We start from the raw sequence: 23,642 nt of genomic DNA on the forward strand, positions 1-23,642 counted from the left end.
ATTGCACAGAAGCCCTCATCACCCCATGCGCATCGATCCCCGCCCATTGCCCGCTGTCCTGCCGTTCCTCGGTGAATTGCCACCGTTGCTGACCCGTCTCTACGCCGCCCGTGGCGTGACCTCGCAGGATGAGCTGGATAAGAGCCTGGCGCGGCTGATTCCCTATCAGCAGCTCAAAGGGATCGAGGCTGCCGTGGACTTGCTGGTGACGGCCCTGGAGCAGCGCCAGCGCATCCTGATCGTCGGTGACTTCGACGCCGATGGCGCCACCGCCAGCACCGTGGGCACCCTCGGCCTGCGCTTGCTTGGGGCGGCCCATGTGGATTACCTGGTGCCCAACCGCTTTGAATACGGCTACGGCCTGACCCCGGAAATCGTTGCCGTGGCCTTGCAGCGTGAGCCGCAGTTGCTGATCACCGTGGACAACGGCATCTCCAGTGTCGAAGGCGTGGCGGCGGCGAAGGCGGCGGGGCTCAAGGTGCTGGTCACCGACCACCACTTACCCGGCGATGAACTGCCGGCGGCCGATGCCATCGTCAACCCGAACCAGCCCGGCTGCGGTTTCCCCAGTAAGGCCCTGGCCGGTGTGGGGGTGATTTTCTACGTGCTGATGGCCTTGCGCGCGCGCCTGCGCAGCCTGGGCTGGTACGACAAGCAGCCGCAGCCCAATATCGGCGAATTGCTCGACCTGGTGGCCCTGGGCAGCGTGGCCGACGTGGTGCCGCTGGATGCCAATAACCGCATCCTGGTCCATCAAGGCCTGGAGCGGATCCGCGCCGGGCGTGCGCGGCCGGGGATCAAGGCGATCCTGGAAGTGGCCAAGCGCGACCACGCGCGCATCACCTCCACCGACCTGGGCTTTATCCTCGGCCCACGACTCAACGCGGCCGGGCGCCTGGATGACATGAGCCTTGGCATCGAATGCCTGCTCACCAGCGACTTCGCCCAGGCCCGGGAAATGGCCGCGCAACTGGACGGCATGAACCAAGACCGCAAGGCCATCGAGCAGGGCATGCAGCGCGAAGCCCTGGCTCAGCTCAAGGACTTGCCGCTGGAGTCGATGCCATTTGGCCTGTGCCTGTTCGACCCGGAGTGGCACCAGGGTGTTATCGGGATCCTCGCCTCGCGGATGAAAGAGCGCTATTTCCGCCCGACCATCGCCTTTGCCGATGCCGGTGATGGCCTGCTCAAGGGCTCTGGGCGTTCGGTGCCGGGCTTTCATATCCGTGATGCCCTGGCCGTGGTGGCCAGCCAGCACCCGAACCTGATCGCCAAATACGGCGGCCACGCCATGGCGGCGGGCCTGACCTTGCCTGAAGCCAACTTCCCGTTGTTCGCCCAAGCCTTCGACGCCGAAGTGCGCCGGCAACTGCGTGAAGAAGACCTCACCGGGCGCCTGCTGTCCGATGGCACCTTGGCCGTGGAAGAATTCCACCTGGAACTGGCCCGCGCCCTGCGCAACGCCGGGCCTTGGGGCCAACACTTTCCCGAGCCGCTGTTTCACGGGGTGTTTCAACTGGTGGAGCAACGGGTGGTGGGCGAGCGTCACCTCAAGGTGGTGCTCAAGAGTGAGTGCGGTGCGGTGAAGCTCGATGGCATTGCCTTTGGCATCGACCGAGAAGTGTGGCCGAACCCGACCATTCGCTGGGTGGAGCTGGCCTACAAGCTGGACGTCAATGAATTCCGTGGCCAGGAAACCGTGCAATTGATGATTGCCCACATCGAGCCGCGCTGAACCCTGTGCAATCCCCGGTTGTCGACTAGTCTCTAAGCACTGTGTGATTGGTCTTGTGACCTTGTCTGTTTTTTAGCCCGGAGGGGACGGGCTTTTCATCTTCTCGTCACGCGCACCGGTCAGACAGCACCCTGGAGCCAATGCCCACCGGATACGAGAAGAGGTGCCCCATGAGTCTGTTGCTTGAACCCTATACCCTGCGCCAATTGACCCTGCTCAACCGCATTGCCGTGTCGCCAATGTGCCAGTACTCGGCCGTCGATGGCCTGGCCAACGACTGGCACCTGGTGCACCTGGGCAGCCGCGCCGTCGGCGGCGCCGGGCTGGTTTTCAGCGAAGCCACCGCAGTGACCGCCGATGGCCGCATCACCGCCCAGGACCTGGGGCTGTGGAACGACGCCCAGATTGAACCGCTGCAGCGCATCACCCGCTTTATCAGCGCCCAGGGCGCGGTGGCGGGCATTCAACTGGCCCACGCCGGGCGCAAGGCCAGCACCCATCGGCCGTGGATCGGCAAGCACGGCAGCGTCAAGCCCGCAGACGGTGGCTGGGTGCCGGTAGGTCCGTCGCCGATCGCCTTTGACCCGCAGCACACCGCGCCCCGGCAGTTGGACGCAGGGCAAATCCAGCAGGTGATCGGCGATTTCGTGGCCGCCGCCAAGCGTGCCCTGACCGCCGGCTTCAAAGTGGTGGAAATCCATGCCGCCCATGGTTATCTGTTGCATCAATTTCTCTCGCCCCTGAGCAATCAGCGCCAGGATCAATACGGCGGATCCTTTGAAAACCGCATCCGCCTGGTGTTGCAAGTCACCCAGGCGGTGCGTGACGTGTGGCCGCAAGAGTTGCCGCTGTTTGTGCGCGTCTCGGCCACCGACTGGGTGGAAGACGGCTGGAACCCCGACGAAACCGTGGAGCTGGCACGTCGCCTCAAAGACCTGGGGGTGGACCTGATTGACGTGTCTTCCGGTGGCACCGCCGCCAATGCCGAAATCCCCATCGGGCCCGGTTATCAGACGCGTTTTGCCGAGCGCGTGCGCAAGGAGTCCGGCATGGCCACGGGCACGGTGGGCATGATTACCGAGCCGGCCCAGGCCGAGCATATTCTGCGTACCTGCCAGGCCGACATCATCTTCCTTGCCCGCGAACTGCTGCGTGACCCGTATTGGCCGCTGCACGCCGATGACGACCTGGGCGGGCGCAAGGCGATCTGGCCGGCGCAATATCAGCGGGCCACCCATCGCGACCAGCCGATCCATGAGTCGGATGTGCGCAACGAGTAACCCACCCAGCCGCCGCTGGCCCGGTGGGTCAGCGGGCCTCGCGTCGCCACTGTGGCCAGGCGAGCAACGTCGCGGCGCGCAACAACCACTCGAACGGCCCATATGGATGACGGCGTAGCCAGTGCGTGCTCAGCCACATTTGTAGGATAAAAATCGTGGTCGCCATCGGTAGCAACAACCACGGCTCGACCTGATTGATCCCGCCAGCGCCGTAGCCGGTGAACAACAGCCCGAGCACGATCGATTGCATAAGGTAATTGCTCAAGGCCATCTTGCCCAACGGCGCCAGGCGCGCGCATAGCCTTGCGCCGCGGGGGGTGTTGAACAGCGCCAGCATCCCTAGGCCATAGGCGGCTGTGAGCAGCGGCGCCGTCAGTTGGCCGAGGCCGAAGGCAAAGGTTTCCAGGCCGCCACCCGGTCTATAAGCGGCGGCCAGGGCGTAGACCAGCGCACCGAGCAGGCCCAGCGGGGCAGTCATTAGCAGCAGGCGCCCGGCACGGGGTTCCCAGGCCTGTGGCGAGGCCAGCCATTGCTGTCGCCCGGCCGCATAGCCAAACAGGAACATCGCCAGGGCACTGGGCCCTTGCAGTAGCCATAAGGCGGGCACGGTGTTCCACACCTCTCGGCTATGAAATTGCAGGGTCTGCAGGGCCCCAGCGGAAAATGCCGCGAGTTTTGCCTGGGCCTCGTCGTGGCCAGCGCCGACCCATTCACCTTCCAGCCCCTGCAAGATACCCAGCACCATCCACAGTGAGCAGGCGACCACTACCAGGCCGATAGCCCAGCGCCGGGCATGGGCCGCTGCCAGGTTGCGGGCCGCCAGCAGCACCAGGCCCAGCAGGGCATAAGTCGAGAGAATCTCCCCGTAATACAGTAGGGCGCCATGGGCCAGGCCCAATGCCAGCAGGGCCAGTTGCCGGCGCAGCATACGTGGGACGAACGCGGCCTCGGCCCGCTCGGCGGCGGCCATTTGCAGGGTGAAGCTGTAGCCAAACAAAAAGGAAAACAGCAGGTAGAACTTGGTCTCGAACAGCAAGGCCACCAGCAGCCGCACCCCGTGATCGAGCAGGCTGGCGTAGGCTGGATTGCTGGCGGCCGAGGCGTAATAGGGGTCGGCAAAGGCCCAGATATTGACGCTGAGAATGCCGAGCAAGGCAAACCCGCGCAGTGCGTCGACCTGGACCAAACGGGCATTGGCCGTGGCTGGCATATTCAGCGCCCTTGCAGCAGGTGAACCACCAGGCCCTGCAGGACCGGGGTCTGCTGCGCGGGGTGAAAGTCCGGGTCGGCCGCCACGCGGGCGAACATGCCATCGATCAAGGCGGCCAGCCAGTTGGCCGCCTCGGGTGCGCTCAACGAGGTGTGCAACTGCCCGGCCTTGTCCGCCGCCCGCACCAGTGCTTCGAGGCCGTCGCGCAGGGCGCGGTCATTGGCTTTTACCAGGCGTGCGACGGCTTCGTCGCGATGGCCCAGGGCCGAAATTTCCAGCGCCAGGCCGGCGTAGTGGCGGTCGCAGGCCAACTGGCAGACATGATCGAGGAAGGCCAGCAACTGCGCCAGCGGATCAGCCGCCTTGGCCAAGGGCGCCATGGCCTGTTGGATCTCTTCACCTTCGCGGGCCACCAGCGCCAGCAACACCTCATGCTTGCTGGCGAAATAGTGGAACAGATTGCCCGCACTCATACCGGCCAGGGCACAGATATCGGCGGTGCGCGTGGCAACAAAACCGGCTTCGGCAAAACACTGGGACGCCGCATCCAGCAGGGCCATGCGTTTGCTTTCGCGTTGTTGGGGATCGGGGGTGCGCATGCCTGTCTCATTAATTAATTGAGTGGTCACTCAACTTATGAGGTGTAAGAATTTTCCGCAAGCTTTTTGCTTCAAGGTAATTATTTAAGTGAATACTCTAAAAAAATCTCACACGCGCCTGGATAGTTTCTACGCTTGGAGTAAGACGACTTCTGGCCCAGGAAGTCAGTCTGTTTGCTCGCTGAGGCATTGCACTTCGCGGACAGGGTTATGGGCATCAGGAGTTGTTGTTTATTACACGGAGAAACATTCCATGGCCAAGTCCATTGGTGTCGCAGGGGTTCTGATGCTTTTTTTCAGCCGCAAGCTGTCGTTGCATGGCCGCCGGTTGAGTTCGGATGAGGCACAACTGCTGGAGCAGTACCGTGCCTTGACCGAAAACGATCAGGTTGCAATGCGCTATCTGATTGGCGCGATGAAGAGTATTTCGCGCTTTTGAGCCGGCAAGGGCGTTCCCACGCCGCCATGCGCGTGGGAACGCTTGGCATCAGCTGTACTTGCGCTTGTCCGGTGCCGGCGGGAAGTACTGGTACAACCAGGTTTCACTCAGGGTGCGGTCATTGGTGCGAATGAACAGGCGCATCTCCACCGGCGCCACGCTGTCGCTGGTCGGGTACCAGTCGAAGAGGATGCGGTAGCCCTTGATGTCATCGAGCACCAGCACGCTGAAGTCTTTCACTTGGCCATGGGAGCAGGTGACCACCGGCTCGATCCCGGTGCCTGCGGGCAGGCGGTCGAGACCACCGCCCTTGAAGTCCACGGCAAAGCGGCGGGCCCAGACCGGCGGGTAATGCTCGCCCGGCGCCCAGCCTTCGGTGAAACCGCCCATGCCGGAACGGGTCGCATTGACTTGCGCCAGCGGCGTGCTGACCGGGGGCAGGGCGCTCCAGTAGAGCTTGTAGCCAAAGTTCAGGGAATCACCGGCGGCCACCGGTTTTTTGGGCGACCAGAAGGCGACGATGTTGTCCATGGTCTCGCCGGTGGTAGGAATTTCCAACAGGTCGATAGAGCCTTCGCCCCATGCAGTGGTCGGCTCCACCCACAGGCTCGGGCGCTTGCTGTACCAATCGACGGTGTCCTGGTAGCTGGCGAACTCATGGTCGGTCTGCACCAGGCCGAAACCTTTCGGGTCTTTATCGGCGAAGGCATTGAACTGCAGGGTGGCCGGGTTGTTCAGCGGCCGGCAGATCCACTCGCCGTTGCCGCGCCACATTGCCAGGCGGTCGGAATCGTGGATTTGCGGGTGAATGGTGTCGCACATGCGCCGCTCATGGGTGCCGCAGCTGAACATACTGGTCATCGGCGCGATGCCCATCTGCTGGATCGCGGTGCGCGCATTGATATGGGCATCGATGGCCATCACCACCTGGGTCGCCTGGCAATCGATGTCAAAGCGATAGGCACCGGTGGCGCTCGGTGAGTCGAGCAGGGCGTAGACCACGAAACGGGTGCTGTCCTTGTCCGGCGTCTCGAACCAGAACTGGGTGAAATCGGGGAACTCTTCGCGTTTGTCGGCGTAGGTGTCGATGGCTAGGCCGCGCGCCGAAAGGCCGTACTGGCCGGTGTTATCCACCGCGCGGAAATAGCTGGCGCCGAGGAAAGACACCACGTCGTGGCGGTCCAGTTCCGGGGCCTTGAACAGCTTGAAGCCGGAAAACCCCAGGTCGCCCTTGAGCTGCTGGGTATCGACCGTGGTTTTTTCATAGTTGAACAGCGACGGGCGGAAATGCACCTCCCGCGCCTGGCGGGTCTTGGGGTCGACACTGTGCATGCGCACCGGGGTCTTGAAACCCATGCCGACGTGGAAAAACTGCACGTCCAGCTGGCCTTTGAGGTCTTTCCACAGCGAATGGTTGCCGTCGTAGCCAATGGCATTGAAATTCTGCGGGGTCATGGTCGCCAGGGTTGGCGGCAGCACCTGGCGGGTGTCCTGGTACTGTTTGCCGGCCAGTTGCTTGGCCTGCCGCTTGAGCCAGTCGAAGTCGAACGCCTTGGCATCGCCATCGGCGGCACGATTCCCGGCCCAGGCCTGGGCGGCCAGCAGGCCACTGGCCGACAGCCCGGTGTAGGCCGCGATGGCCATGGATGCTTTGAGCAAATTCCTGCGGTGCATAAATACAACCTGTGGTGAGCAATCCCGTGCCGTTCCTGGCGCGTGCTGGATCAGAAATTACGGTTCGGACATGCCTTCGGCCAAACGCAACGGACATTAAACAGATGCCCGATAGCTTAAGGGGTTCGCTGGGGAAGGAAAATTGATTGATGGCGGGATGATAGCGTTGGATATGAAACAAGACGTGTCTGTGGGGGCGTCACTGATCAGGTCGGCTGTCAGCCCCTGCCAATTGAGTTACATCTGGAAGCACTCTATATCCAGGAATATTGGCACTTAGTTTTACGCTGAGAGCCTATTGATCCTATGAACCCAAGTTTCTGGAGGCTATGAATGAATACCCGTGGATTGCTTGATCAGTTGCTCAAGTCCGGCCAGGACATGTTGCAAAACAAGGCTGGCGGTCAACGTAAAGGCGATGACAAAGGCGCACTGGGAGGCCTGCTCGGCGGTGGCGGGCTCGGCAGCCTGCTCGGCGGCGCAGGTGGCGGGGCGTTGGCAGCCGGGGCTATGGGCCTGCTGCTGGGCAACAAAAAAGCCCGGAATTTTGGCGGTAAAGCCCTGACTTATGGTGGTCTTGCCGCATTGGGCGTGATTGCCTACAAGGCTTATGGCAACTGGCAGGCACAACAGGCCGGCGCCCCCAAGGGCGAGCCGCAGACCCTCGACCGCCTGCCACCGGCCCAGGTCGAGCTGCATAGCCAGGCCATCCTCAAGGCCCTGGTGGCCGCCGCCAAGGCCGATGGCCATGTGGACGAGCGCGAGCGTGCCTTGATCGAAGGCGAATTCGTCAAGCTGGACAACGACCAGGAACTGCAACACTGGCTGCATGCCGAACTGAACAAGCCCCTGGACCCCACCGATGTGGCGCGTGCCGCCAGCACCCCGGAAATGGCTGCCGAAATGTACATCGCCAGCGTGATGCTGGTGGACGAGGAAAACTTTATGGAGAAGTCCTACCTCGACGAACTGGCCCGCCAGCTCAAGCTGGAACCGGGCCTCAAGGCCGAGCTGGAAAAACAGGTACGCCAGGCCACCGCATGAGTTGCAGCTGATCCTTCCCACGCAGAGCGTGGGAAGGATCGACATCAAACACCCCGCCGCCATCAAGGTTGCGGGGTGTTTTTGTATTCCTTGAGACTTGGCCCACAACCCATTGATAAATGATGGCAGTGCCTCAGCTATACTCCAGGGCATTTGATCGGCCTTCGAGGAAGTACTGTGAAAAACTGGACCTTGCGCCAACGCATCTTGGCGAGCTTTGCGGTCATTATCGCCATCATGCTGTTGATGGTCGTGGTCTCGTATTCACGGTTGCTGAAAATCGAATCGAGCGAGAACTCGGTGCGCGACGACGCCGTGCCAGGGGTGTTTTTCAGCTCGATGATCCGCAGCGCCTGGGTCGACAGCTACCTGCAAACCCAGGAGCTGATCGGTTTGCGCGAGCATCAGGGCATTTCCGACGCCGACCGCCAGGATTACAAGACGTTCGAGGCGCGGCTGGACCAGCATATGGCCAGTTACGCCAAGACGATCAATATCGACCAGGATCGTAACGAGTTCGACACCTTCGAGGCCCTGCACCAGAAGTACAATCAGGTGCTGGTCCAGGTCCTGGAGCTGCATGCAGCCAACAAGGAGGCCGAGGCGGTCAAGCTGTTCGACGAGCAACTGACCCCGGCCTGGACCGCAGGGCGCATGAAGCTCAATGACATCATCAACGCGAACAAAAAAGTCGCGGACAGCGCCACTGCCGCCATCGATGACGCCGTGGATGCCGCCAAAATCAGCATGGGCGTGTCGCTGCTCCTGGCGATCCTTGCCGCCGGCCTGTGCGGGTTGCTGCTGATGCGCGCGATCATGGCGCCGATGAAACGCATCGTCGATATCCTCGACACCATGCGCACCGGCGATCTGAGCAAGCGCCTGAACCTGGAACGCAAGGACGAGTTCGGCGCCGTCGAAACCGGCTTCAACGACATGATGACCGAGCTGACCGCCCTGGTATCCCAGGCCCAGCGTTCGTCGGTACAGGTCACCACCTCGGTGACCGAGATTGCCGCCACCTCCAAGCAACAACAGGCCACGGCCACTGAAACCGCCGCCACCACCACCGAAATCGGCGCCACCTCGCGGGAAATCGCCGCCACGTCCAAGGACCTGGTGCGCACCATGACCGAAGTGTCCACCGCCGCCGACCAGGCCTCGGTGGCCGCCGGTTCCGGCCAGCAAGGCCTGGCCCGCATGGAAGAAACCATGCACTCGGTGATGGGCGCCGCCGACCTGGTCAACGCCAAGCTGGCGATCCTCAACGAGAAGGCCGGCAACATCAACCAGGTGGTGGTGACCATCGTCAAGGTGGCCGACCAGACCAACCTGCTGTCCCTCAACGCCGCCATCGAGGCCGAGAAAGCTGGTGAATACGGGCGCGGCTTTGCCGTGGTCGCCACCGAAGTGCGGCGCCTGGCCGACCAGACTGCCGTGGCCACCTACGATATCGAGCAGATGGTGCGCGAGATCCAGTCGGCGGTCTCGGCGGGCGTGATGGGTATGGACAAGTTTTCCGAAGAAGTGCGTCGCGGCATGTTCGAGGTGCAGCAGGTCGGCGAGCAGCTGTCGCAGATCATTCACCAGGTACAAGCCTTGGCGCCGCGTGTGCTGATGGTCAACGAGGGCATGCAGGCCCAGGCCACCGGTGCCGAACAGATCAACCATGCGCTGGTGCAGTTGGGCGATGCCAGTAGCCAGACCGTGGAGTCCCTGCGCCAGGCCAGCTTTGCCATTGATGAACTGAGCCAGGTTGCGGTGGGTCTGCGCAGCGGCGTGTCGCGTTTTAAAGTCTGATGAGTGATCCAGCGGCGAAACGCGACGCGGTGACGGCCGCCAAAAAAGCCTTGTTCCTGGTGTTTCATATCGGCAGCGAGCGCTACGCCCTCAAGGCCACGGAAGTGGCTGAGGTGCTACCGCGCCTGCCGCTCAAGCCCATCGCCCATGCGCCGGCGTGGGTCGCCGGGATCTTTGCCCATCGTGGCTACATGGTGCCGGTGATCGACCTCAGCGCCCTGACGTTTGGGACCCCGGCCCAGGCCCGCACCAGTACGCGGCTGGTGCTGGTCAACTACCGTCCCCAAGCCTGGCAGGCGCCGCGTTGGCTGGGGCTGATCCTCGAACAGGCCACCGACACCCTGCGTTGCGACCCGGCCGACTTCCAGCCCTACGGCCTGGACAATCGCCAGGCGCCTTATCTGGGGCCGGTGCGCGAAGACGAACGGGGGCTGATGCAGTGGATCGGCGTCGCCGACCTGCTCACTGCCGAGGTCCGCGCCTTGCTGTTTGCCACCGACCTGAGCGCTGGGGAGGCTTGATGAGCAATGACCAACGCTTCTTCGACTTTCTCAAGGAACGCATCGGCCTGGACGTCGCTTCGGTGGGCGAAGCGATTATCGAGCGCGCCGTGCGCCAGCGCAGCCAGGCGTTGCAGGGGCTGAATGCCGATCAGTACTGGCAGCGCCTGCAAACCTGCAACGAGGAACAGCAGGCGCTGATCGAAGCGGTCATCGTTCCCGAGACCTGGTTCTTTCGCTATCCCGAATCCTTTGCCACCCTGGCGCGGCTGGCGGTGACGCGGCTGGGCGAGATCAAGCAGATGCGCGCCTTGCGCATCCTCAGCCTGCCGTGCTCCACCGGCGAGGAACCCTACTCCATTGCCATGGCCCTGCTCGATGCGGGCCTTTCGCCCCACCAGTTCAAGGTGCAGGGCATGGACGTCAGCCCGCTGTCGGTGGAGCGGGCGCGGCGCGGGGTGTATGGCAAGAACTCCTTTCGTGGCCAGGACATCGAGTTCCGTGAGCGGTATTTCACTGCCGAGAGCGACGGCTATCGCGTCGCCGACCGGGTGCGCGAGCAAGTGCGCCTGCAAGTAGGCAACCTGCTGGACCCGCAGTTGCTGGCCAATGAGCCGACCTATGACTTTGTGTTTTGCCGCAACCTGCTGATCTACTTCGACCAGCCAACCCAGAAGCAGGTATTTGAAGTGCTCAAGGGCCTGACCCATGTCGATGGCGTGCTGTTTATCGGCCCGGCCGAAGGCAGCCTGCTGGGGCGCCTGGGCATGCGTTCGATTGGGGTGCCGCAGTCGTTTGCCTTCAGCCGCCACGCTGAAGCCGCGCCGCCCGCGCCGGTCTTTACGCCCATGCCGGTGCCGCTGCCCCAGCGCAGTACGGCGCCGATCCCGGCCCGGCCCCGGCCGTTCAGTGGGGGCAGCGCGCCGGCGGTGGTACTCAAGGCGCCGCCGGTGCAGTCGGATGCCGCCGATCTGCTCGGGCAGATCGCGACCCTGGCCAATGAAGGCAAGAGCCTGGAAGCCCGGGCGGCCTGCGAGCGCTACCTGCAAAACCATCCACCGGCGGCCCAGGTGTTCTACTGGCTGGGCCTGCTCAGCGATGTGGCGGGTAGCGCCCTGGAGGCCCAGGGGTATTATCGAAAAGCCTTGTACCTGGAGCCCCAGCATCCGCAGGCCTTGATGCACCTGGCCGCGCTGCTGGAGTCCCAGGGCGATACGGCGGGGGCGCGGCGCTTGCAAGCCCGTGCCGCCCGTAGCGAGCGAGCCGCTGACAGTGAGCCTAAACGATGAGTAGCTCCCCATCCCCGGACACCGACCTGGACCTGACGGTCGCCGATACCCAGGCCATCGACGATTGCTGGAACCGCATCGGGATCCACGGCGATAAAACCTGCCCGTTGCTGGTCGAGCATATCCACTGCCGCAATTGCGCGGTGTATTCGGCGGCCGCCACCCGCCTGCTGGATCGCTACGCCTTGCAGCAGGAAGACCGACATCCCGCGGCCGCCGCGCAGGCCGACGACGAGGTGGTCACCCGTTCACTGCTGATGTTCCGCCTGGGCGAGGAGTGGCTGGGCATCGCCACCCGGTGCCTGGTGGAAGTGGCGCCCCTGCAGCCGATTCATTCCTTGCCCCACCAGCGTTCGCGGGCGCTGCTCGGGGTCGCCAATGTGCGCGGTGCGCTGGTGGCCTGCCTGTCCCTGGTGGAACTGCTCGGGCTCGACAGCACGGGCGGTGGCCCCAGCGGCGGGCGGATCATGCCGCGCATGCTGATCATCGCCGCGCAGGACGGCCCGGTGGTGGTGCCGGTGGATGAAGTGGATGGCATCCATGCCATTGATGAGCGCACCCTCAAAGCGGCGTCTGCGTCCGGCACCCAGGCCAGTGCGCGCTACACCCAGGGCGTGTTGCCGTTCAAGGGCCGCAGCCTGCGCTGGTTGGACGAGACGCAACTGCTGTCTGCCGTGACCCGGAGCCTCACATGACCCCCGACCAGATGCGCGACGCCTCGCTGCTGGAACTGTTCAGCCTGGAAGCCGATGCCCAGACCCAGGTGCTCAGTGCCGGCTTGCTGGCCCTGGAGCGCAACCCGACCCAGGCCGACCAGCTTGAAGCCTGCATGCGTGCGGCGCATTCGCTCAAGGGCGCGGCGCGGATTGTCGGGGTCGATGCCGGCGTCAGCGTGGCCCACGTGATGGAAGACTGCCTGGTCAGCGCCCAGGAAAGCCGGCTGTTTCTGCAACCCGAACATATCGACGCGTTGTTGCAGGGCACCGACCTGCTGATGCGCATCGCCACGCCGGGCAACAGCGTGGGCCCGGCCGATATCGAGGCCTATGTGGCGCTGATGGAGCGCTTGCTGGATCCGTCGCAACCCATGGCCAAGGTGGTTGCACCGCCGCCCGTGCCGGCGTCGCTCCCGGAGCCACTGGCGTCCCTTGAAGAATCACTGTTATTGCCCCCGGAACCGGAGGCCGCGCCGCCCATCAGCAGTGATGCGCCGCGCCAGAACAAACGCATGACCGAAGGCGGCGAGCGCGTGTTGCGGGTCACGGCCGAGCGCTTGAACAGCCTGCTGGACCTGTCCAGCAAGTCCCTGGTGGAAACCCAGCGCCTCAAGCCGTACCTGTCCAGCCTGCAACGCCTCAAGCGCCTCCAAAGCAACAGCGCCCGGGCCCTGGATAACCTCGATGGCCAGCTCAAGACCGTCGACCTGAACCTCGAAGCCCAGGAAGCCCTGGCCGATGCCCGCCGCCTGTTGAGCGAAGCGCAGCTGCTGCTGGCGGAAAAGACCGCCGAGCTCGACGAGTTTGGCTGGCAGGCCGGGCAACGGGCCCAGGTGTTGTATGACACCGCGCTGGCGTGCCGCATGCGCCCGTTTGCCGATGTGCTGGCGGGCCAGGTGCGCATGGTGCGCGACCTGGGCCGCAGCCTGGGCAAGCAGGTACGCCTGGAAATCGAAGGCGAGAAGACCCAGGTCGACCGCGATGTGCTGGAAAAACTTGAAGCGCCGCTGACCCATTTGTTGCGCAATGCCGTCGATCACGGCATCGAGATGCCCGAGCAGCGCCTGCTGGCGGGCAAGCCGGCCGAGGGCCTGATCCGCTTGCGCGCCTCGCACCAGGCGGGCCTGTTGGTGCTGGAGTTGAGTGATGACGGCAACGGCGTGGACCTGGCGCGCCTGCGCGGCAGTATTGTCGAGCGTAATTTGTCGCCGCTGGAAACCGCTCAGCGCCTGAGTGAAGAGGAGTTGCTGACGTTCCTGTTCCTGCCGGGCTTCAGCCTGCGCGACAAGGTGACCGAGGTCTCCGGACGCGGGGTCGGCCTGGATGCCGTGCAACATATGGTCCGCCAATTGCGCGGCGCGGTGCTGCTGGAGCAGACGGCGGGGCAGGGCAGCCGCTTTCACCTGGAAGTGCCGCTGACCCTGTCGGTGGTGCGCAGCCTGGTGGTGGAGGTCGGCGAAGAAGCCTACGCCTTCCCCCTGGCCCATATCGAGCGCATGTGCGACCTGGAACCCGACGAAATCGTGCAACTGGAAGGCCGCCAGCATTTCTGGCACGAGGGCCGGCATGTCGGCCTGGTCGCGGCCAGCCAGTTGTTGCAGCGCCCGCCCGGGCAAAGCAACCAGGACACCCTCAAGGTCGTGGTGATCCGCGAGCGCGATGCGGTGTACGGGATTGCCGTGGAGCGCTTTATCGGCGAGCGCACCCTGGTGGTGCTGCCCCTGGATGATCGCCTGGGCAAGGTGCAGGACATCTCTGCCGGTGCGCTGCTCGATGACGGTTCGGTGGTATTGATCGTCGATGTCGAGGACATGCTGCGCTCGGTGGACAAGCTGCTCAACACCGGACGCCTGGAGCGCATTGCCCGCCGCGCCCTGCAAACCGTCGAGGCCGCGCGCAAGCGCATTCTGGTGGTGGATGACTCGCTGACCGTGCGCGAATTGCAGCGCAAGCTATTACTTAACCGTGGATATGACGTGGCGGTCGCCGTCGATGGCATGGATGGCTGGAATGCTCTGCGTTCCGAAGACTTCGACCTGCTGATTACTGACATTGATATGCCTCGCATGGACGGTATTGAATTGGTCACACTTTTGCGCCGTGACACTCGCCTGCAATCGCTGCCGGTGATGGTGGTGTCCTACAAGGATCGTGAAGAAGACCGGCGGCGTGGCCTGGATGCCGGCGCCGACTATTACCTGGCCAAGGCCAGCTTCCATGACGACGCCCTGCTCGATGCGGTGGTGGAACTGATTGGAGGCGCCCGGGCATGAGGATCGCCATCGTCAATGACATGCCCCTGGCAGTCGAGGCCTTGCGCCGTGCCTTGAGCTTCGAGCCGGCCCATGAAGTGGTGTGGGTCGCCACCAATGGCCTGGAAGCGGTGCAGCGCTGTGCCGAGGTGACCCCGGACCTGATCCTGATGGACCTGATCATGCCGGTGATGGATGGCGTCGAGGCCACCCGGCAGATCATGGCCGAGACGCCATGCGCTATCGTTATCGTGACGGTGGATCGTCAGCAGAATGTCAGCCGCGTGTTTGAAGCCATGGGCCATGGCGCCCTGGATGTGGTGGACACCCCGGCACTGGGGGTTGGCGATGCCAAGGAGGCGGCGGCACCGCTGTTGCGCAAGATCCTCAATATTGGCTGGCTGATCGGCCAGCGCGGCAGCCGGGTGCGGGCCGAACCGGTCCCCCCGCGCAGTACGGGCAAGCGCCAGAGCCTGGTGGCGATCGGTTCTTCGGCGGGTGGCCCGGCGGCGCTGGAAACCTTGCTCAAGGGCTTGCCTCGGGACTTTGCGGCAGCCATTGTGCTGGTCCAGCATGTGGACCAGGTGTTCGCCGCCGGCATGGCCGAGTGGCTGAGCAGCGCCTCGGGCCTGCCGGTGCGCCTGGCGCGCGAGGGGGAACCGCCGCAAAGCGGCGTGGTATTGCTGGCCGGCACCAATCATCATATCCGGCTGCTGAAAAACGGCACGCTGGCCTATACGGCAGAGCCCGTGAACGAGATTTATCGACCGTCCATCGACGTGTTTTTCGAGAGCGTCGCCAGCCATTGGAACGGCGATGCTGTCGGCGTCTTGCTGACCGGCATGGGACGCGATGGAGCCCAGGGACTCAAATTGATGCGTCAGCAGGGCTATCTGACCATCGCTCAGGATCAGCAGAGCTGTGCAGTTTACGGCATGCCCAAAGCGGCGGCGGCAATTGATGCCGCTGTTGAGATTCGCCCATTGGACAGAATTGCGCCACGATTGCTGGAGGTATTCGCAAAATGACCGAGATAACTCGCTGTCCTGGCCTGCACGTAGTAATTCAGGTGACCGCAAATGAATGATTTACAGCTCGACGACTTCAAAACCGACGAAAATGCCGCCATGGTGTTACTGGTCGATGACCAGGCGATGATCGGCGAAGCCGTGCGACGCGGTCTGGCCCATGAGGACAATATCGACTTCCACTTCTGTGCCGACCCCCACCAGGCCATCTCCCAGGCGATCCGCATCAAGCCGACAGTGATTCTCCAGGACCTGGTCATGCCCGGGCTGGACGGCCTGACCCTGGTGCGGGAATACCGCAACCACCCGGCGACCCAGAACATCCCGATCATCGTGCTCTCGACCAAGGAAGACCCGCTGATCAAGAGCGCCGCGTTTGCCGCCGGGGCCAATGACTACCTGGTGAAACTGCCGGACAACATCGAACTGGTGGCGCGTATCCGCTACCACTCGCGCTCCTACATGACCCTGTTGCAGCGGGATGCGGCCTACCGTGCGCTGCGGGTCAGCCAGCAACAACTGCTGGACACCAACCTGGTGCTGCAACGCTTGATGAACTCCGACGGCTTGACCGGGCTGTCCAACCGCCGGCATTTCGACGAGTACCTGGAGCTGGAATGGCGGCGTGCCATGCGTGATCAGACCCAGTTGTCGTTGCTGATGATCGACGTGGACTTTTTCAAGACCTACAACGACAGCTTTGGCCACTTGGAAGGGGACGAGGCGTTGCGCAAGGTGGCGGCGAGCATCCGTGACGCCAGCAGCCGTCCTTCGGACCTGCCGGCGCGCTACGGGGGCGAGGAGTTTGCCCTGGTGCTGCCCAACACCTCGCCTGGCGGTGCGCGGCTGGTGGCCGAGAAACTGCGCCAGGCCGTCGCCGCGCTGAAAATCCCGCATATCGCGCCGTCTGAAGGGGCGAGCCTGACCATCAGCATTGGCCTGGCGACCATGACGCCGATGCTGGGGACCGATTGCCGGCAATTGATCTCGGCGGCGGACAAGGGGTTGTACCTGGCCAAGCATAATGGGCGCAACCAGGTGGGGATCGAATAGCTTGCAGAACACCGCCAGCCCAATGTGGGAGCAGGCAAGCCAGCTCCTACATTTGATCTTTATCGGTCTGTAGATATCACACAAACCCAGCCTTTTCGGCCAAGCGGACTGCCGTTTCCGACCTTTTGCCGTTATACTCGCCGGCTTTCAAAAGTTCGCCAACGAGTGCTGCCCGCCATGGAAATCAACCCGATCCTTAACACCATCAAGGACCTGTCCGAGCGCTCCGAAACTATTCGGGGGTATCTTTGACTACGATCAAAAGCATGAGCGTCTGACCGAAGTCAATCGCGAGCTTGAAGATCCGGCTGTCTGGAACAAACCTGAATACGCCCAGGAACTGGGGCGTGAGCGCGCTGCGCTGGCGCAGATCGTCGACACCCTCGACGAATTGAACACCGGTCTGGGCGACTGCCGCGACCTGCTGGACATGGCCGTCGAAGAAAACGACGAAGGCGCAGTGGGCGATATCGTCGCCGAGCTGGCCCGTCTCGAGGACAACCTCGCCAAACTCGAATTCCGTCGCATGTTCAGCCACGAAATGGACCCGAACAACGCCTACCTGGATATCCAGGCCGGTTCCGGCGGCACCGAAGCCCAGGACTGGGCCAACATCCTGCTGCGCATGTACCTGCGCTGGGCCGACAAGCGCGGCTTTGAAGCGACCATCATGGAACTGTCCGCCGGTGAAGTCGCCGGTATCAAGGGCGCGACCGTGCATATCAAGGGCGAATACGCCTTTGGCTGGCTGCGTACCGAGATCGGCGTGCACCGCCTGGTGCGCAAGAGCCCGTTCGACTCCGGCAACCGTCGCCACACCTCGTTCTCTGCCGTTTTCGTCTCCCCCGAGATCGACGACAAGGTGGAAATCGAGATCAACCCGGCCGACCTGCGCATCGACACCTACCGCTCCTCCGGTGCCGGTGGCCAGCACGTAAACACCACCGACTCGGCCGTACGGATCACCCACGTACCGAGCAACACCGTGGTCAGCTGCCAGAACGAACGTTCCCAGCACGCCAACAAGGACACCGCCATGAAAATGCTGCGGGCCAAGTTGTACGAGCAGGAAATGCAGAAACGCAACGCCGCGTCCCAGGCGCTGGAAGACACCAAGTCGGATATCGGCTGGGGGCACCAGATCCGTTCGTATGTGCTCGATGCCTCGCGGATCAAGGATCTGCGCACTAACATCGAACGCAGCGACTGCGACAAGGTACTCGACGGTGATATCGACGAATACCTGGAAGCCAGCCTGAAGTCCGGCCTGTAACACCCTCTGTGGGAGCGGGCTTGCCCGCGATCCCCAGGCCGAAGGCCTGGGGGCAACGAACCTGTGATGGAAAATTTAAAGACATGAGCGACCAACAACTCGACCAGGCCCTGCAACAGGAAGAAAACTCCCTGATCGCCCTGCGCAAGGAAAAGCTTGCTGCCGAGCGCGCCAAGGGTAACGCCTTCCCTAACGACTTCCGCCGCGACAACTACTGCGATGTCTTGCAGAAGCAATACGCGGACAAGACCAAGGAAGAGCTGGCTGAAGCGGCGATCCCGGTCAAGGTGGCAGGTCGCATCATGCTCAACCGTGGCTCGTTCATGGTGATCCAGGACATGACCGGGCGTATCCAGGTCTACGTCAACCGCAAGACCCTCTCGGAAGAAACCCTGGCCGCGGTGAAAACCTGGGACATGGGCGACATCATTGCCGCCGAAGGCACCCTGGCCCGTTCCGGCAAGGGCGACCTGTACGTCGAAATGACCAACGTGCGCCTGCTGACCAAGTCGCTGCGCCCGCTGCCGGACAAGCACCACGGCCTGACCGACACCGAGCAGCGTTATCGCCAGCGCTACGTCGACCTGATCGTCAACGAAGAAGTGCGCCAGACGTTCCGCGTGCGCTCGCAAGTGATCGCGCACATCCGCAGCTTCCTGATGGCGCGTGACTTCCTTGAAGTCGAGACGCCGATGTTGCAGACCATCCCGGGCGGCGCGGCCGCCAAGCCGTTTGAAACCCACCACAATGCCCTGGACATGGAAATGTTCCTGCGTATTGCGCCGGAGCTGTACCTCAAGCGCCTGGTGGTCGGTGGCTTTGAGAAGGTGTTCGAGATCAACCGCAACTTCCGTAACGAAGGTGTCTCGACCCGGCACAACCCGGAATTTACCATGTTGGAGTTCTACCAGGCCTACGCCGACTACGAAGACAACATGGACCTGACCGAAGAACTGTTCCGCGAGCTGGCGCAGCTTGTTCTCGGAACTACCGACGTGCCGTACGGCGACAAGGTGTTCCACTTCGGCGAACCGTTCGTGCGCCTGTCGGTGTTCGATTCGATCCTCAAGTACAACCCTGAGCTGAGCGCTGACGACCTGAACGACATCGACAAGGCGCGCGCCATCGCCAAGAAGGCCGGGGCCAAGGTCCTGGGCTTTGAAGGCCTGGGCAAGCTGCAGGTGATGATTTTCGAGGAACTGGTGGAGCACAAGCTGGAACAGCCGCACTTCATTACCCAGTACCCGTTTGAAGTGTCGCCGCTGGCCCGTCGCAACGACGACAACCCGAACGTCACCGACCGTTTCGAGCTGTTTATCGGTGGCCGCGAAATCGCCAACGCCTACTCCGAGCTTAACGACGCGCAAGACCAGGCCGAGCGCTTCATGGCCCAGGTGGCCGACAAGGACGCCGGTGACGACGAAGCCATGCACTACGACGCCGACTTCGTGCGCGCCCTGGAATACGGCATGCCGCCAACGGCTGGTGAAGGGATCGGTATCGACCGCCTGGTCATGCTGTTGACCAACTCACCGTCGATCCGCGATGTCATCTTGTTCCCGCACATGCGACCGCAAGCGTAACCGTAGCAAATCATCAAGCCGCCTTTTATAAGGCGGCTTTTTTGTATGGCCTGTACTAACGTCAAGCATACGGCGCCAGGCTTCTGCTGAGTGAGAGGACGATTTTTCGTGAAGCGCGAAATGGCTCAAGAAGGCGCCGCTGGCATTGCTGCCGCCGTGGCTGAAAGTGTTCAGTACCAGGGTCGCAAGGCCATTCGCCAGGGCAGCGAGCAGCGTCGCCAGGACATTCTCGACGCGGCCATGCGCATTGTCGTGCGCGATGGCGTGCGGGCAGTGCGCCATCGGGCGGTGGCCGCCGAGGCCGGGGTGCCGTTGTCGGCCACCACTTACTACTTCAAGGATATCGATGACCTGCTGACCGACACGTTTGCCCAGTATGTCGAGCGCAGTGCGGCGTTCATGGGTAAATTGTGGGTACGCAACGAGGGCCTGTTACGGGAGATGGTGGCCTACGGTGATGGCAGTGCCGAGTCGCGCTCGCAACTGGCCGATGATATCGCGCGGTTGACCGCCGATTACGTCCTGCGCCAATTGCTCAGCCGTCGCGAGTACCTGATGGCCGAACAGGCGTTTCGCCAGGAAGCCTTGTTGAACCCGCGCCTGGCAGACCTGGTGCGCTCTCACCAACAGATTCTGCTGCAGGGGACCTGCCAGTTTTTCCAGGTACTGGGCTCCCGTGAGCCGCAACAGGATGCCAAAGTCTTGACGGCGATTATCAGTCGGATGGAATATCAGGGCCTGCTGTTCGAGCCAGAGGCCCTGACTGGCGAAGAAATGCTGGAGATTCTCAAGCGTTACATGCACCTGGTACTGGCTTCGGTCTAGTAGTGGGAAGCTGGCTTGTGTAGGAGCCAGGCCCCCCAAATAGCTGTGGAGTGATCGATGAAAACCTGGCGTGTGCTTGTAACCGCAATGGCCTTCCTGCTTCTGGGCGGGTGCCTGGTGACTTTCAAGGAGCCCTTGCCGGCCAGCGAGGCTGCACCTGATGCGCTGCTGGGCAAGTGGGCCAGCACGAATGCCTGGGGTGAGCCGCTCGACCTGCAGATCAGCCGGGCGGGCCAGCATCGCTACAAGGCGGTGAGCACCTCGCAGAGCCAGCCGGTCAAGCGCGATGAGTATCTGTTCAGCGTGTCCCGCCATGGCAACCGCTGGTACCTGTCGGCGCCGCTGCCGGGCAAGCTGGGCGGGCACTTTATCCTCGCGGGCTTTGAATTGAATAAAGCCCGTGAACTGGTGGTCTACAACCTCGACCCAGAGGCGATCAACCAGGTCATCGCGCAGAAAATCCTGCTGGGCAGCCGCGTGGAAACCGCCGAAGGTGACGCAACATTGATCGACAGCCCCATGAGCCAGGTCCTGCCTTACCTGGATGATCCGGCCAACGCCGATGTGTTTGTCGAAGCCGTGCGCTATCAGCGCGTTGGCAAATAACGTTTAAAGAGGGAGCACCGGGTGGACGATTACCAGCAGACGATACGCACCTTGTCCGATCGCATTGTGCTGGCGCAAACACCGATTCGCGTCCTCGACGCCGTGAAGTGGGACGACAACATTCGCAAGGGTTTCCTCCAGGGCAAGGGCAAGCACATGCCGGCCGTGGACCGCGACTATTACCTGAACCGGCCATTGTCGTTCGATTCGAGCAAGGTGAAGCTGGAGTTCCAGAACATCGAGCGCGATATCACCCGCCAGTTGGGCCAGTTCAACCCGGTCGGGCAGATCATGCGGCGCATGTGCAAGGAATACCGCATGGTGGTGCGCATGCTTGAAGCCCGTGGCACCGAGGATTTCGGCCTGATTTCCCAGGAGCTTTATGGCGCGGCGTCGGATGCGTTCCATGCCGGCGACCCGACCCTGGCCGACCTGGGGCTGATGCTCTCCGATTACCTGAACAATATCGACGGCCGTGGCGACCTCAAGGACGAAGCCAAGACCCTGACCGCCAAGGACGCCGTGAGCCTGCTGCAAAGCCGCTTGAACAAGGTGTTTGGCGAAGCCGAGGAAACCATCCGCGTGTTTGAGTCCGACGGCATCGTCGCCGACGCGGCGGCGGGCGCCGACTACATCAAGATCCGCGCCGATGCGATGTTCAACGAGCGCGATGTGCGGGCCTTGGAGGTCCACGAAGGGTTGGTCCACGTGGGCACCACCCTCAATGGCCAGAACCAGCCGATCTGCACCTTCCTGTCCAAGGGCCCACCGTCATCGACCGTGACCCAGGAAGGCCTGGCGATCCTGATGGAAATCATCACCTTTGCCTCCTACCCCAGCCGCCTGCGCAAGCTGACCAACCGCACCCGCGCGATCCACATGGTGGAAGAGGGTGCCGATTTCCTGCAGGTGTTCGAGTTCTTCCGCGAGCAAGGCTTTGAAATGGCCGAGAGCTACGGCAACGCCAGCCGGGTGTTTCGCGGCTCGACGCCGACGGGCCTGCCGTTTACCAAGGATCTGTCGTACCTCAAGGGCTTTATCATGGTCTACAACTACATCCAGCTGGCCGTGCGCAAGGGCAAGCTGGAGCAGGTGCCGCTGCTGTTCTGCGGCAAGACCACCCTGGAAGACATGCGCACCTTGCGCCAGTTGGTGGACGAAGGCCTGGTGGTGCCGCCCAAATACCTGCCGGAGCAGTTTCGCGATATGAATGCGTTGTCGGCGTGGATGTGCTTCTCCAACTTCCTCAACCACCTGAGCCTGGACCGGATCGAGGCGGATTACTCTAATATCCTCTGACCCAACCCCATCAATTGTGGGAGCTGGCTTGCCTGCGATCGCGACCTGTCAGGCACTGGTGGAGTAACTGACAGCCCGCTATCGCAGGCAAGCCAGCTCCTACAGTTAATCTTCAGGGCTGTATTGTCAGCCCATTTACGAGATTTCAACGGATGAGACTCCTCGGCATCCTATGCCTGCTCCTGACCCTCAATGGCTGCAGCTCGTTGCTGTTCTACCCCGAGCCCGGCCTGCCGTTCACCCCGCAGCAGGCGCGCCTGGAATACCGTGACGTCACCCTGACCACCGCCGATGGCCTGAAGCTGCGGGCCTGGTGGCTGCCGGCCAAGGCTGGGGTGCCGCTCAAGGGTACGGTGCTGCACCTGCACGGCAATGGGGGCAACCTGTCCGGGCACCTGGGTGGCAGTTGGTGGTTGCCGGCCCAGGGCTATCAAGTGCTGATGCTGGACTATCGCGGCTATGGCGTGTCCGAAGGCAAGCCTTCGTTGCCGGCCATCTACCAGGACCTGGACGCCGCCTTCCAGTGGCTCGACCAGGCCCCCGAAACCCGGGGCCAGCCGCTGGTGGTGCTTGGCCAGAGCCTGGGCGGGGCGCTGGCGGTGCATTACCTGGCGGCGCATCCCGAGCGCCAGCCCCGGCTCAAGGCGCTGGTGCTGGATGGCGTGCCCGCCAGTTATCGTGATGTAGGGCAATTCGCCCTGAGCACTTCCTGGCTAACATGGCCGTTTCAGGTGCCGTTGTCGTGGCTGGTGCCGGACGCCGACAGTGCGATCCACGGCATGCCGCAGCTGACCGGCGTGCCGAAACTGCTGTTCCACAGCCTGGATGATCCGATCGTGCCGCTTTCCAACGGCATCCGTCTGTATCAAGCTGCGCCGCCGCCGAGGGTGCTGCAATTGACCCGTGGTGGGCATGTGCAGACCTTTGCCGACAAGACCTGGCAAACCGTGATGCTGCGTTATCTTGATGATCCGCAGCATTTCAATGGCCTGCGTCGCCTGGGGGAAATCCCCAATTACCCGGCGGCTTCCCATTTAAAAGTTGAATCATCAGAGAGTCCGTAATGAGCGAAGAACGCAACATGATCCCCCTGATCCTCACCGGTATCGGCACCATCATCGGCACCGTAGGCTGCCTGTGGTACTACGGCTACCTGCACTTCGCCAAGCCCGAGGATGCGTTGCTGCTCAGCGACTACACCATGCTCAAGACCGTGCCCGGCGAGGACTATAAAGTCTCCCTGACCCCGGCTCCCCAAGTGGCGCAGTGCGTCGACGGTGTGCTGGTGCTGTTCGATACCGAGCAGAAGGGCTTGACCGGTGTGCTGGTGAACAGCAAGAAGCAGGCGGTGCGTTGCATGGGCCAGGAAACCCCGCAACTGCAGCAGTAAGCCGGCCGGTAGTTTTTGGAACCATATTGGGTATGACACCACTGAAT

Annotated in this window: 21 protein-coding genes; 18 read left to right on the forward strand and 3 right to left on the reverse strand. The window is 62.7% G+C overall.

Translation table 11 applies throughout. The annotated features are described in order from the left end of the window. Positions 1-25: 25 nt before the first annotated feature. Together recJ and BLL38_RS08295 are read left to right on the forward strand one after the other, a co-directional pair. On the forward strand, positions 26-1,735 hold the full coding sequence (gene recJ / locus BLL38_RS08290) for a single-stranded-DNA-specific exonuclease RecJ (protein WP_076962119.1): 1,710 nt from the start codon (positions 26-28) through the stop codon (positions 1,733-1,735). Between the two features lie 170 nt (positions 1,736-1,905). Further along, a complete protein-coding gene (locus BLL38_RS08295) occupies positions 1,906-3,015 on the forward strand; it encodes an NADH:flavin oxidoreductase/NADH oxidase (protein ID WP_076962120.1) in 1,110 nt (369 codons plus the stop codon). 28 nt (positions 3,016-3,043) lie between these two features. Here BLL38_RS08295 and BLL38_RS08300 read toward each other — a convergent pair whose 3' ends face one another. Further along, the gene (locus BLL38_RS08300; RefSeq protein ID WP_076962121.1) at positions 3,044-4,225 is read right to left on the reverse strand and encodes a DUF418 domain-containing protein; all 1,182 of its coding nucleotides are present in this window, start codon (positions 4,223-4,225) and stop codon (positions 3,044-3,046) included. Positions 4,226-4,227: 2 nt separating this feature from the next. Beyond that, complete coding sequence (locus BLL38_RS08305; protein WP_076962122.1) at positions 4,228-4,824, reverse strand: TetR/AcrR family transcriptional regulator; 597 nt, start codon at positions 4,822-4,824, stop codon at positions 4,228-4,230. A gap of 253 nt (positions 4,825-5,077) precedes the next feature. Between BLL38_RS08305 and BLL38_RS08310 the strand changes: the two genes are divergently transcribed. Then, positions 5,078-5,263 carry a hypothetical protein gene (locus BLL38_RS08310; protein WP_076962123.1) on the forward strand — a complete coding sequence of 62 codons (186 nt, stop codon included), beginning with the start codon at positions 5,078-5,080 and terminating at the stop codon, positions 5,261-5,263. 48 nt (positions 5,264-5,311) lie between these two features. On the opposite strand, the gene BLL38_RS08315 is transcribed toward BLL38_RS08310, so the two are convergent. Beyond that, entirely contained in the window at positions 5,312-6,937 is a 1,626-nt protein-coding gene (locus BLL38_RS08315) for a glucan biosynthesis protein D (protein ID WP_076962124.1), read from the reverse strand. Between the two features lie 333 nt (positions 6,938-7,270). On the opposite strand from BLL38_RS08315, the gene BLL38_RS08320 reads away from it, so the two are divergent. The 15 genes from BLL38_RS08320 to BLL38_RS08390 all read left to right on the forward strand — a co-directional run bounded on the left by BLL38_RS08320 (position 7,271) and on the right by BLL38_RS08390 (position 23,595). Next, positions 7,271-7,981, forward strand: a complete 711-nt coding sequence (locus BLL38_RS08320; protein ID WP_076962125.1) for a tellurite resistance TerB family protein — start codon at positions 7,271-7,273, stop codon at positions 7,979-7,981. 177 nt (positions 7,982-8,158) lie between these two features. Continuing rightward, positions 8,159-9,781: a methyl-accepting chemotaxis protein gene (locus BLL38_RS08325; protein WP_076962126.1), complete on the forward strand. Its 1,623-nt coding sequence runs from the start codon at positions 8,159-8,161 to the stop codon at positions 9,779-9,781. Further along, positions 9,781-10,302 carry a chemotaxis protein CheW gene (locus tag BLL38_RS08330; protein WP_076962127.1) on the forward strand — a complete coding sequence of 174 codons (522 nt, stop codon included), beginning with the start codon at positions 9,781-9,783 and terminating at the stop codon, positions 10,300-10,302. The genes BLL38_RS08325 and BLL38_RS08330 overlap by 1 nt, the downstream gene beginning before the upstream one ends. Further along, positions 10,302-11,570, forward strand: a complete 1,269-nt coding sequence (locus BLL38_RS08335; RefSeq protein ID WP_076962128.1) for a CheR family methyltransferase — start codon at positions 10,302-10,304, stop codon at positions 11,568-11,570. The genes BLL38_RS08330 and BLL38_RS08335 overlap by 1 nt, the downstream gene beginning before the upstream one ends. Next, the gene (locus BLL38_RS08340) at positions 11,567-12,265 is read left to right on the forward strand and encodes a chemotaxis protein CheW (RefSeq protein ID WP_076962129.1); all 699 of its coding nucleotides are present in this window, start codon (positions 11,567-11,569) and stop codon (positions 12,263-12,265) included. The genes BLL38_RS08335 and BLL38_RS08340 overlap by 4 nt, the downstream gene beginning before the upstream one ends. After that, positions 12,262-14,559 (forward strand): hybrid sensor histidine kinase/response regulator, encoded by a 2,298-nt coding sequence (locus BLL38_RS08345; RefSeq protein ID WP_076962130.1) that lies wholly within the window; start codon positions 12,262-12,264, stop codon positions 14,557-14,559. The genes BLL38_RS08340 and BLL38_RS08345 overlap by 4 nt, the downstream gene beginning before the upstream one ends. After that, positions 14,556-15,566 carry a chemotaxis response regulator protein-glutamate methylesterase gene (gene cheB, locus BLL38_RS08350; RefSeq protein ID WP_076962131.1) on the forward strand — a complete coding sequence of 337 codons (1,011 nt, stop codon included), beginning with the start codon at positions 14,556-14,558 and terminating at the stop codon, positions 15,564-15,566. Before BLL38_RS08345 ends, cheB begins: the two co-directional genes overlap by 4 nt. Before the next feature lie 51 nt (positions 15,567-15,617). Then, positions 15,618-16,619, forward strand: coding sequence for a diguanylate cyclase domain-containing protein (locus BLL38_RS08355; RefSeq protein ID WP_076962132.1), 1,002 nt, complete (start codon positions 15,618-15,620; stop codon positions 16,617-16,619). A 177-nt stretch (positions 16,620-16,796) separates the two neighbouring features. Further along, positions 16,797-17,892 (forward strand): peptide chain release factor 2 gene (gene prfB / locus BLL38_RS08360; protein WP_099168202.1). Its coding sequence is split into 2 segments (ribosomal slippage): positions 16,797-16,868 and positions 16,870-17,892, totalling 1,095 coding nucleotides; the frame shifts between segments, so codons are not numbered across the junction. Positions 17,893-17,975: 83 nt separating this feature from the next. Continuing rightward, on the forward strand, positions 17,976-19,475 hold the full coding sequence (gene lysS / locus BLL38_RS08365; RefSeq protein WP_076962133.1) for a lysine--tRNA ligase: 1,500 nt from the start codon (positions 17,976-17,978) through the stop codon (positions 19,473-19,475). Between the two features lie 108 nt (positions 19,476-19,583). Continuing rightward, positions 19,584-20,300: a TetR/AcrR family transcriptional regulator gene (locus BLL38_RS08370; RefSeq protein WP_169865343.1), complete on the forward strand. Its 717-nt coding sequence runs from the start codon at positions 19,584-19,586 to the stop codon at positions 20,298-20,300. A gap of 57 nt (positions 20,301-20,357) precedes the next feature. Then, positions 20,358-20,906, forward strand: coding sequence for a hypothetical protein (locus BLL38_RS08375; RefSeq protein ID WP_076962134.1), 549 nt, complete (start codon positions 20,358-20,360; stop codon positions 20,904-20,906). A gap of 21 nt (positions 20,907-20,927) precedes the next feature. After that, a complete protein-coding gene (locus BLL38_RS08380; RefSeq protein WP_076962135.1) occupies positions 20,928-22,205 on the forward strand; it encodes a flavohemoglobin expression-modulating QEGLA motif protein in 1,278 nt (425 codons plus the stop codon). Between the two features lie 152 nt (positions 22,206-22,357). Next, entirely contained in the window at positions 22,358-23,269 is a 912-nt protein-coding gene (locus BLL38_RS08385) for an alpha/beta hydrolase (protein ID WP_076962136.1), read from the forward strand. Then, positions 23,269-23,595 (forward strand): PA3694 family proteiin, encoded by a 327-nt coding sequence (locus BLL38_RS08390; RefSeq protein ID WP_038446400.1) that lies wholly within the window; start codon positions 23,269-23,271, stop codon positions 23,593-23,595. Before BLL38_RS08385 ends, BLL38_RS08390 begins: the two co-directional genes overlap by 1 nt. Positions 23,596-23,642: the final 47 nt, after the last annotated feature.

This window comes from Pseudomonas gessardii (genome assembly GCF_001983165.1).
GTDB lineage: Bacteria > Pseudomonadota > Gammaproteobacteria > Pseudomonadales > Pseudomonadaceae > Aquipseudomonas > Aquipseudomonas gessardii.

Coding starts and splice junctions, on each gene's coding strand:
- recJ (WP_076962119.1), top strand. CDS start 26: ATGCGCATCGATCCCCGCCCATTGCCCGCTGTCCTGCCGTTCCTCGGT.
- BLL38_RS08295 (WP_076962120.1), top strand. CDS start 1,906: ATGAGTCTGTTGCTTGAACCCTATACCCTGCGCCAATTGACCCTGCTC.
- BLL38_RS08300 (WP_076962121.1), bottom strand. CDS start 4,225: ATGCCAGCCACGGCCAATGCCCGTTTGGTCCAGGTCGACGCACTGCGC.
- BLL38_RS08305 (WP_076962122.1), bottom strand. CDS start 4,824: ATGCGCACCCCCGATCCCCAACAACGCGAAAGCAAACGCATGGCCCTG.
- BLL38_RS08310 (WP_076962123.1), top strand. CDS start 5,078: ATGGCCAAGTCCATTGGTGTCGCAGGGGTTCTGATGCTTTTTTTCAGC.
- BLL38_RS08315 (WP_076962124.1), bottom strand. CDS start 6,937: ATGCACCGCAGGAATTTGCTCAAAGCATCCATGGCCATCGCGGCCTAC.
- BLL38_RS08320 (WP_076962125.1), top strand. CDS start 7,271: ATGAATACCCGTGGATTGCTTGATCAGTTGCTCAAGTCCGGCCAGGAC.
- BLL38_RS08330 (WP_076962127.1), top strand. CDS start 9,781: ATGAGTGATCCAGCGGCGAAACGCGACGCGGTGACGGCCGCCAAAAAA.
- BLL38_RS08335 (WP_076962128.1), top strand. CDS start 10,302: ATGAGCAATGACCAACGCTTCTTCGACTTTCTCAAGGAACGCATCGGC.
- BLL38_RS08340 (WP_076962129.1), top strand. CDS start 11,567: ATGAGTAGCTCCCCATCCCCGGACACCGACCTGGACCTGACGGTCGCC.
- BLL38_RS08345 (WP_076962130.1), top strand. CDS start 12,262: ATGACCCCCGACCAGATGCGCGACGCCTCGCTGCTGGAACTGTTCAGC.
- cheB (WP_076962131.1), top strand. CDS start 14,556: ATGAGGATCGCCATCGTCAATGACATGCCCCTGGCAGTCGAGGCCTTG.
- BLL38_RS08355 (WP_076962132.1), top strand. CDS start 15,618: ATGAATGATTTACAGCTCGACGACTTCAAAACCGACGAAAATGCCGCC.
- lysS (WP_076962133.1), top strand. CDS start 17,976: ATGAGCGACCAACAACTCGACCAGGCCCTGCAACAGGAAGAAAACTCC.
- BLL38_RS08375 (WP_076962134.1), top strand. CDS start 20,358: ATGAAAACCTGGCGTGTGCTTGTAACCGCAATGGCCTTCCTGCTTCTG.
- BLL38_RS08385 (WP_076962136.1), top strand. CDS start 22,358: ATGAGACTCCTCGGCATCCTATGCCTGCTCCTGACCCTCAATGGCTGC.
- BLL38_RS08390 (WP_038446400.1), top strand. CDS start 23,269: ATGAGCGAAGAACGCAACATGATCCCCCTGATCCTCACCGGTATCGGC.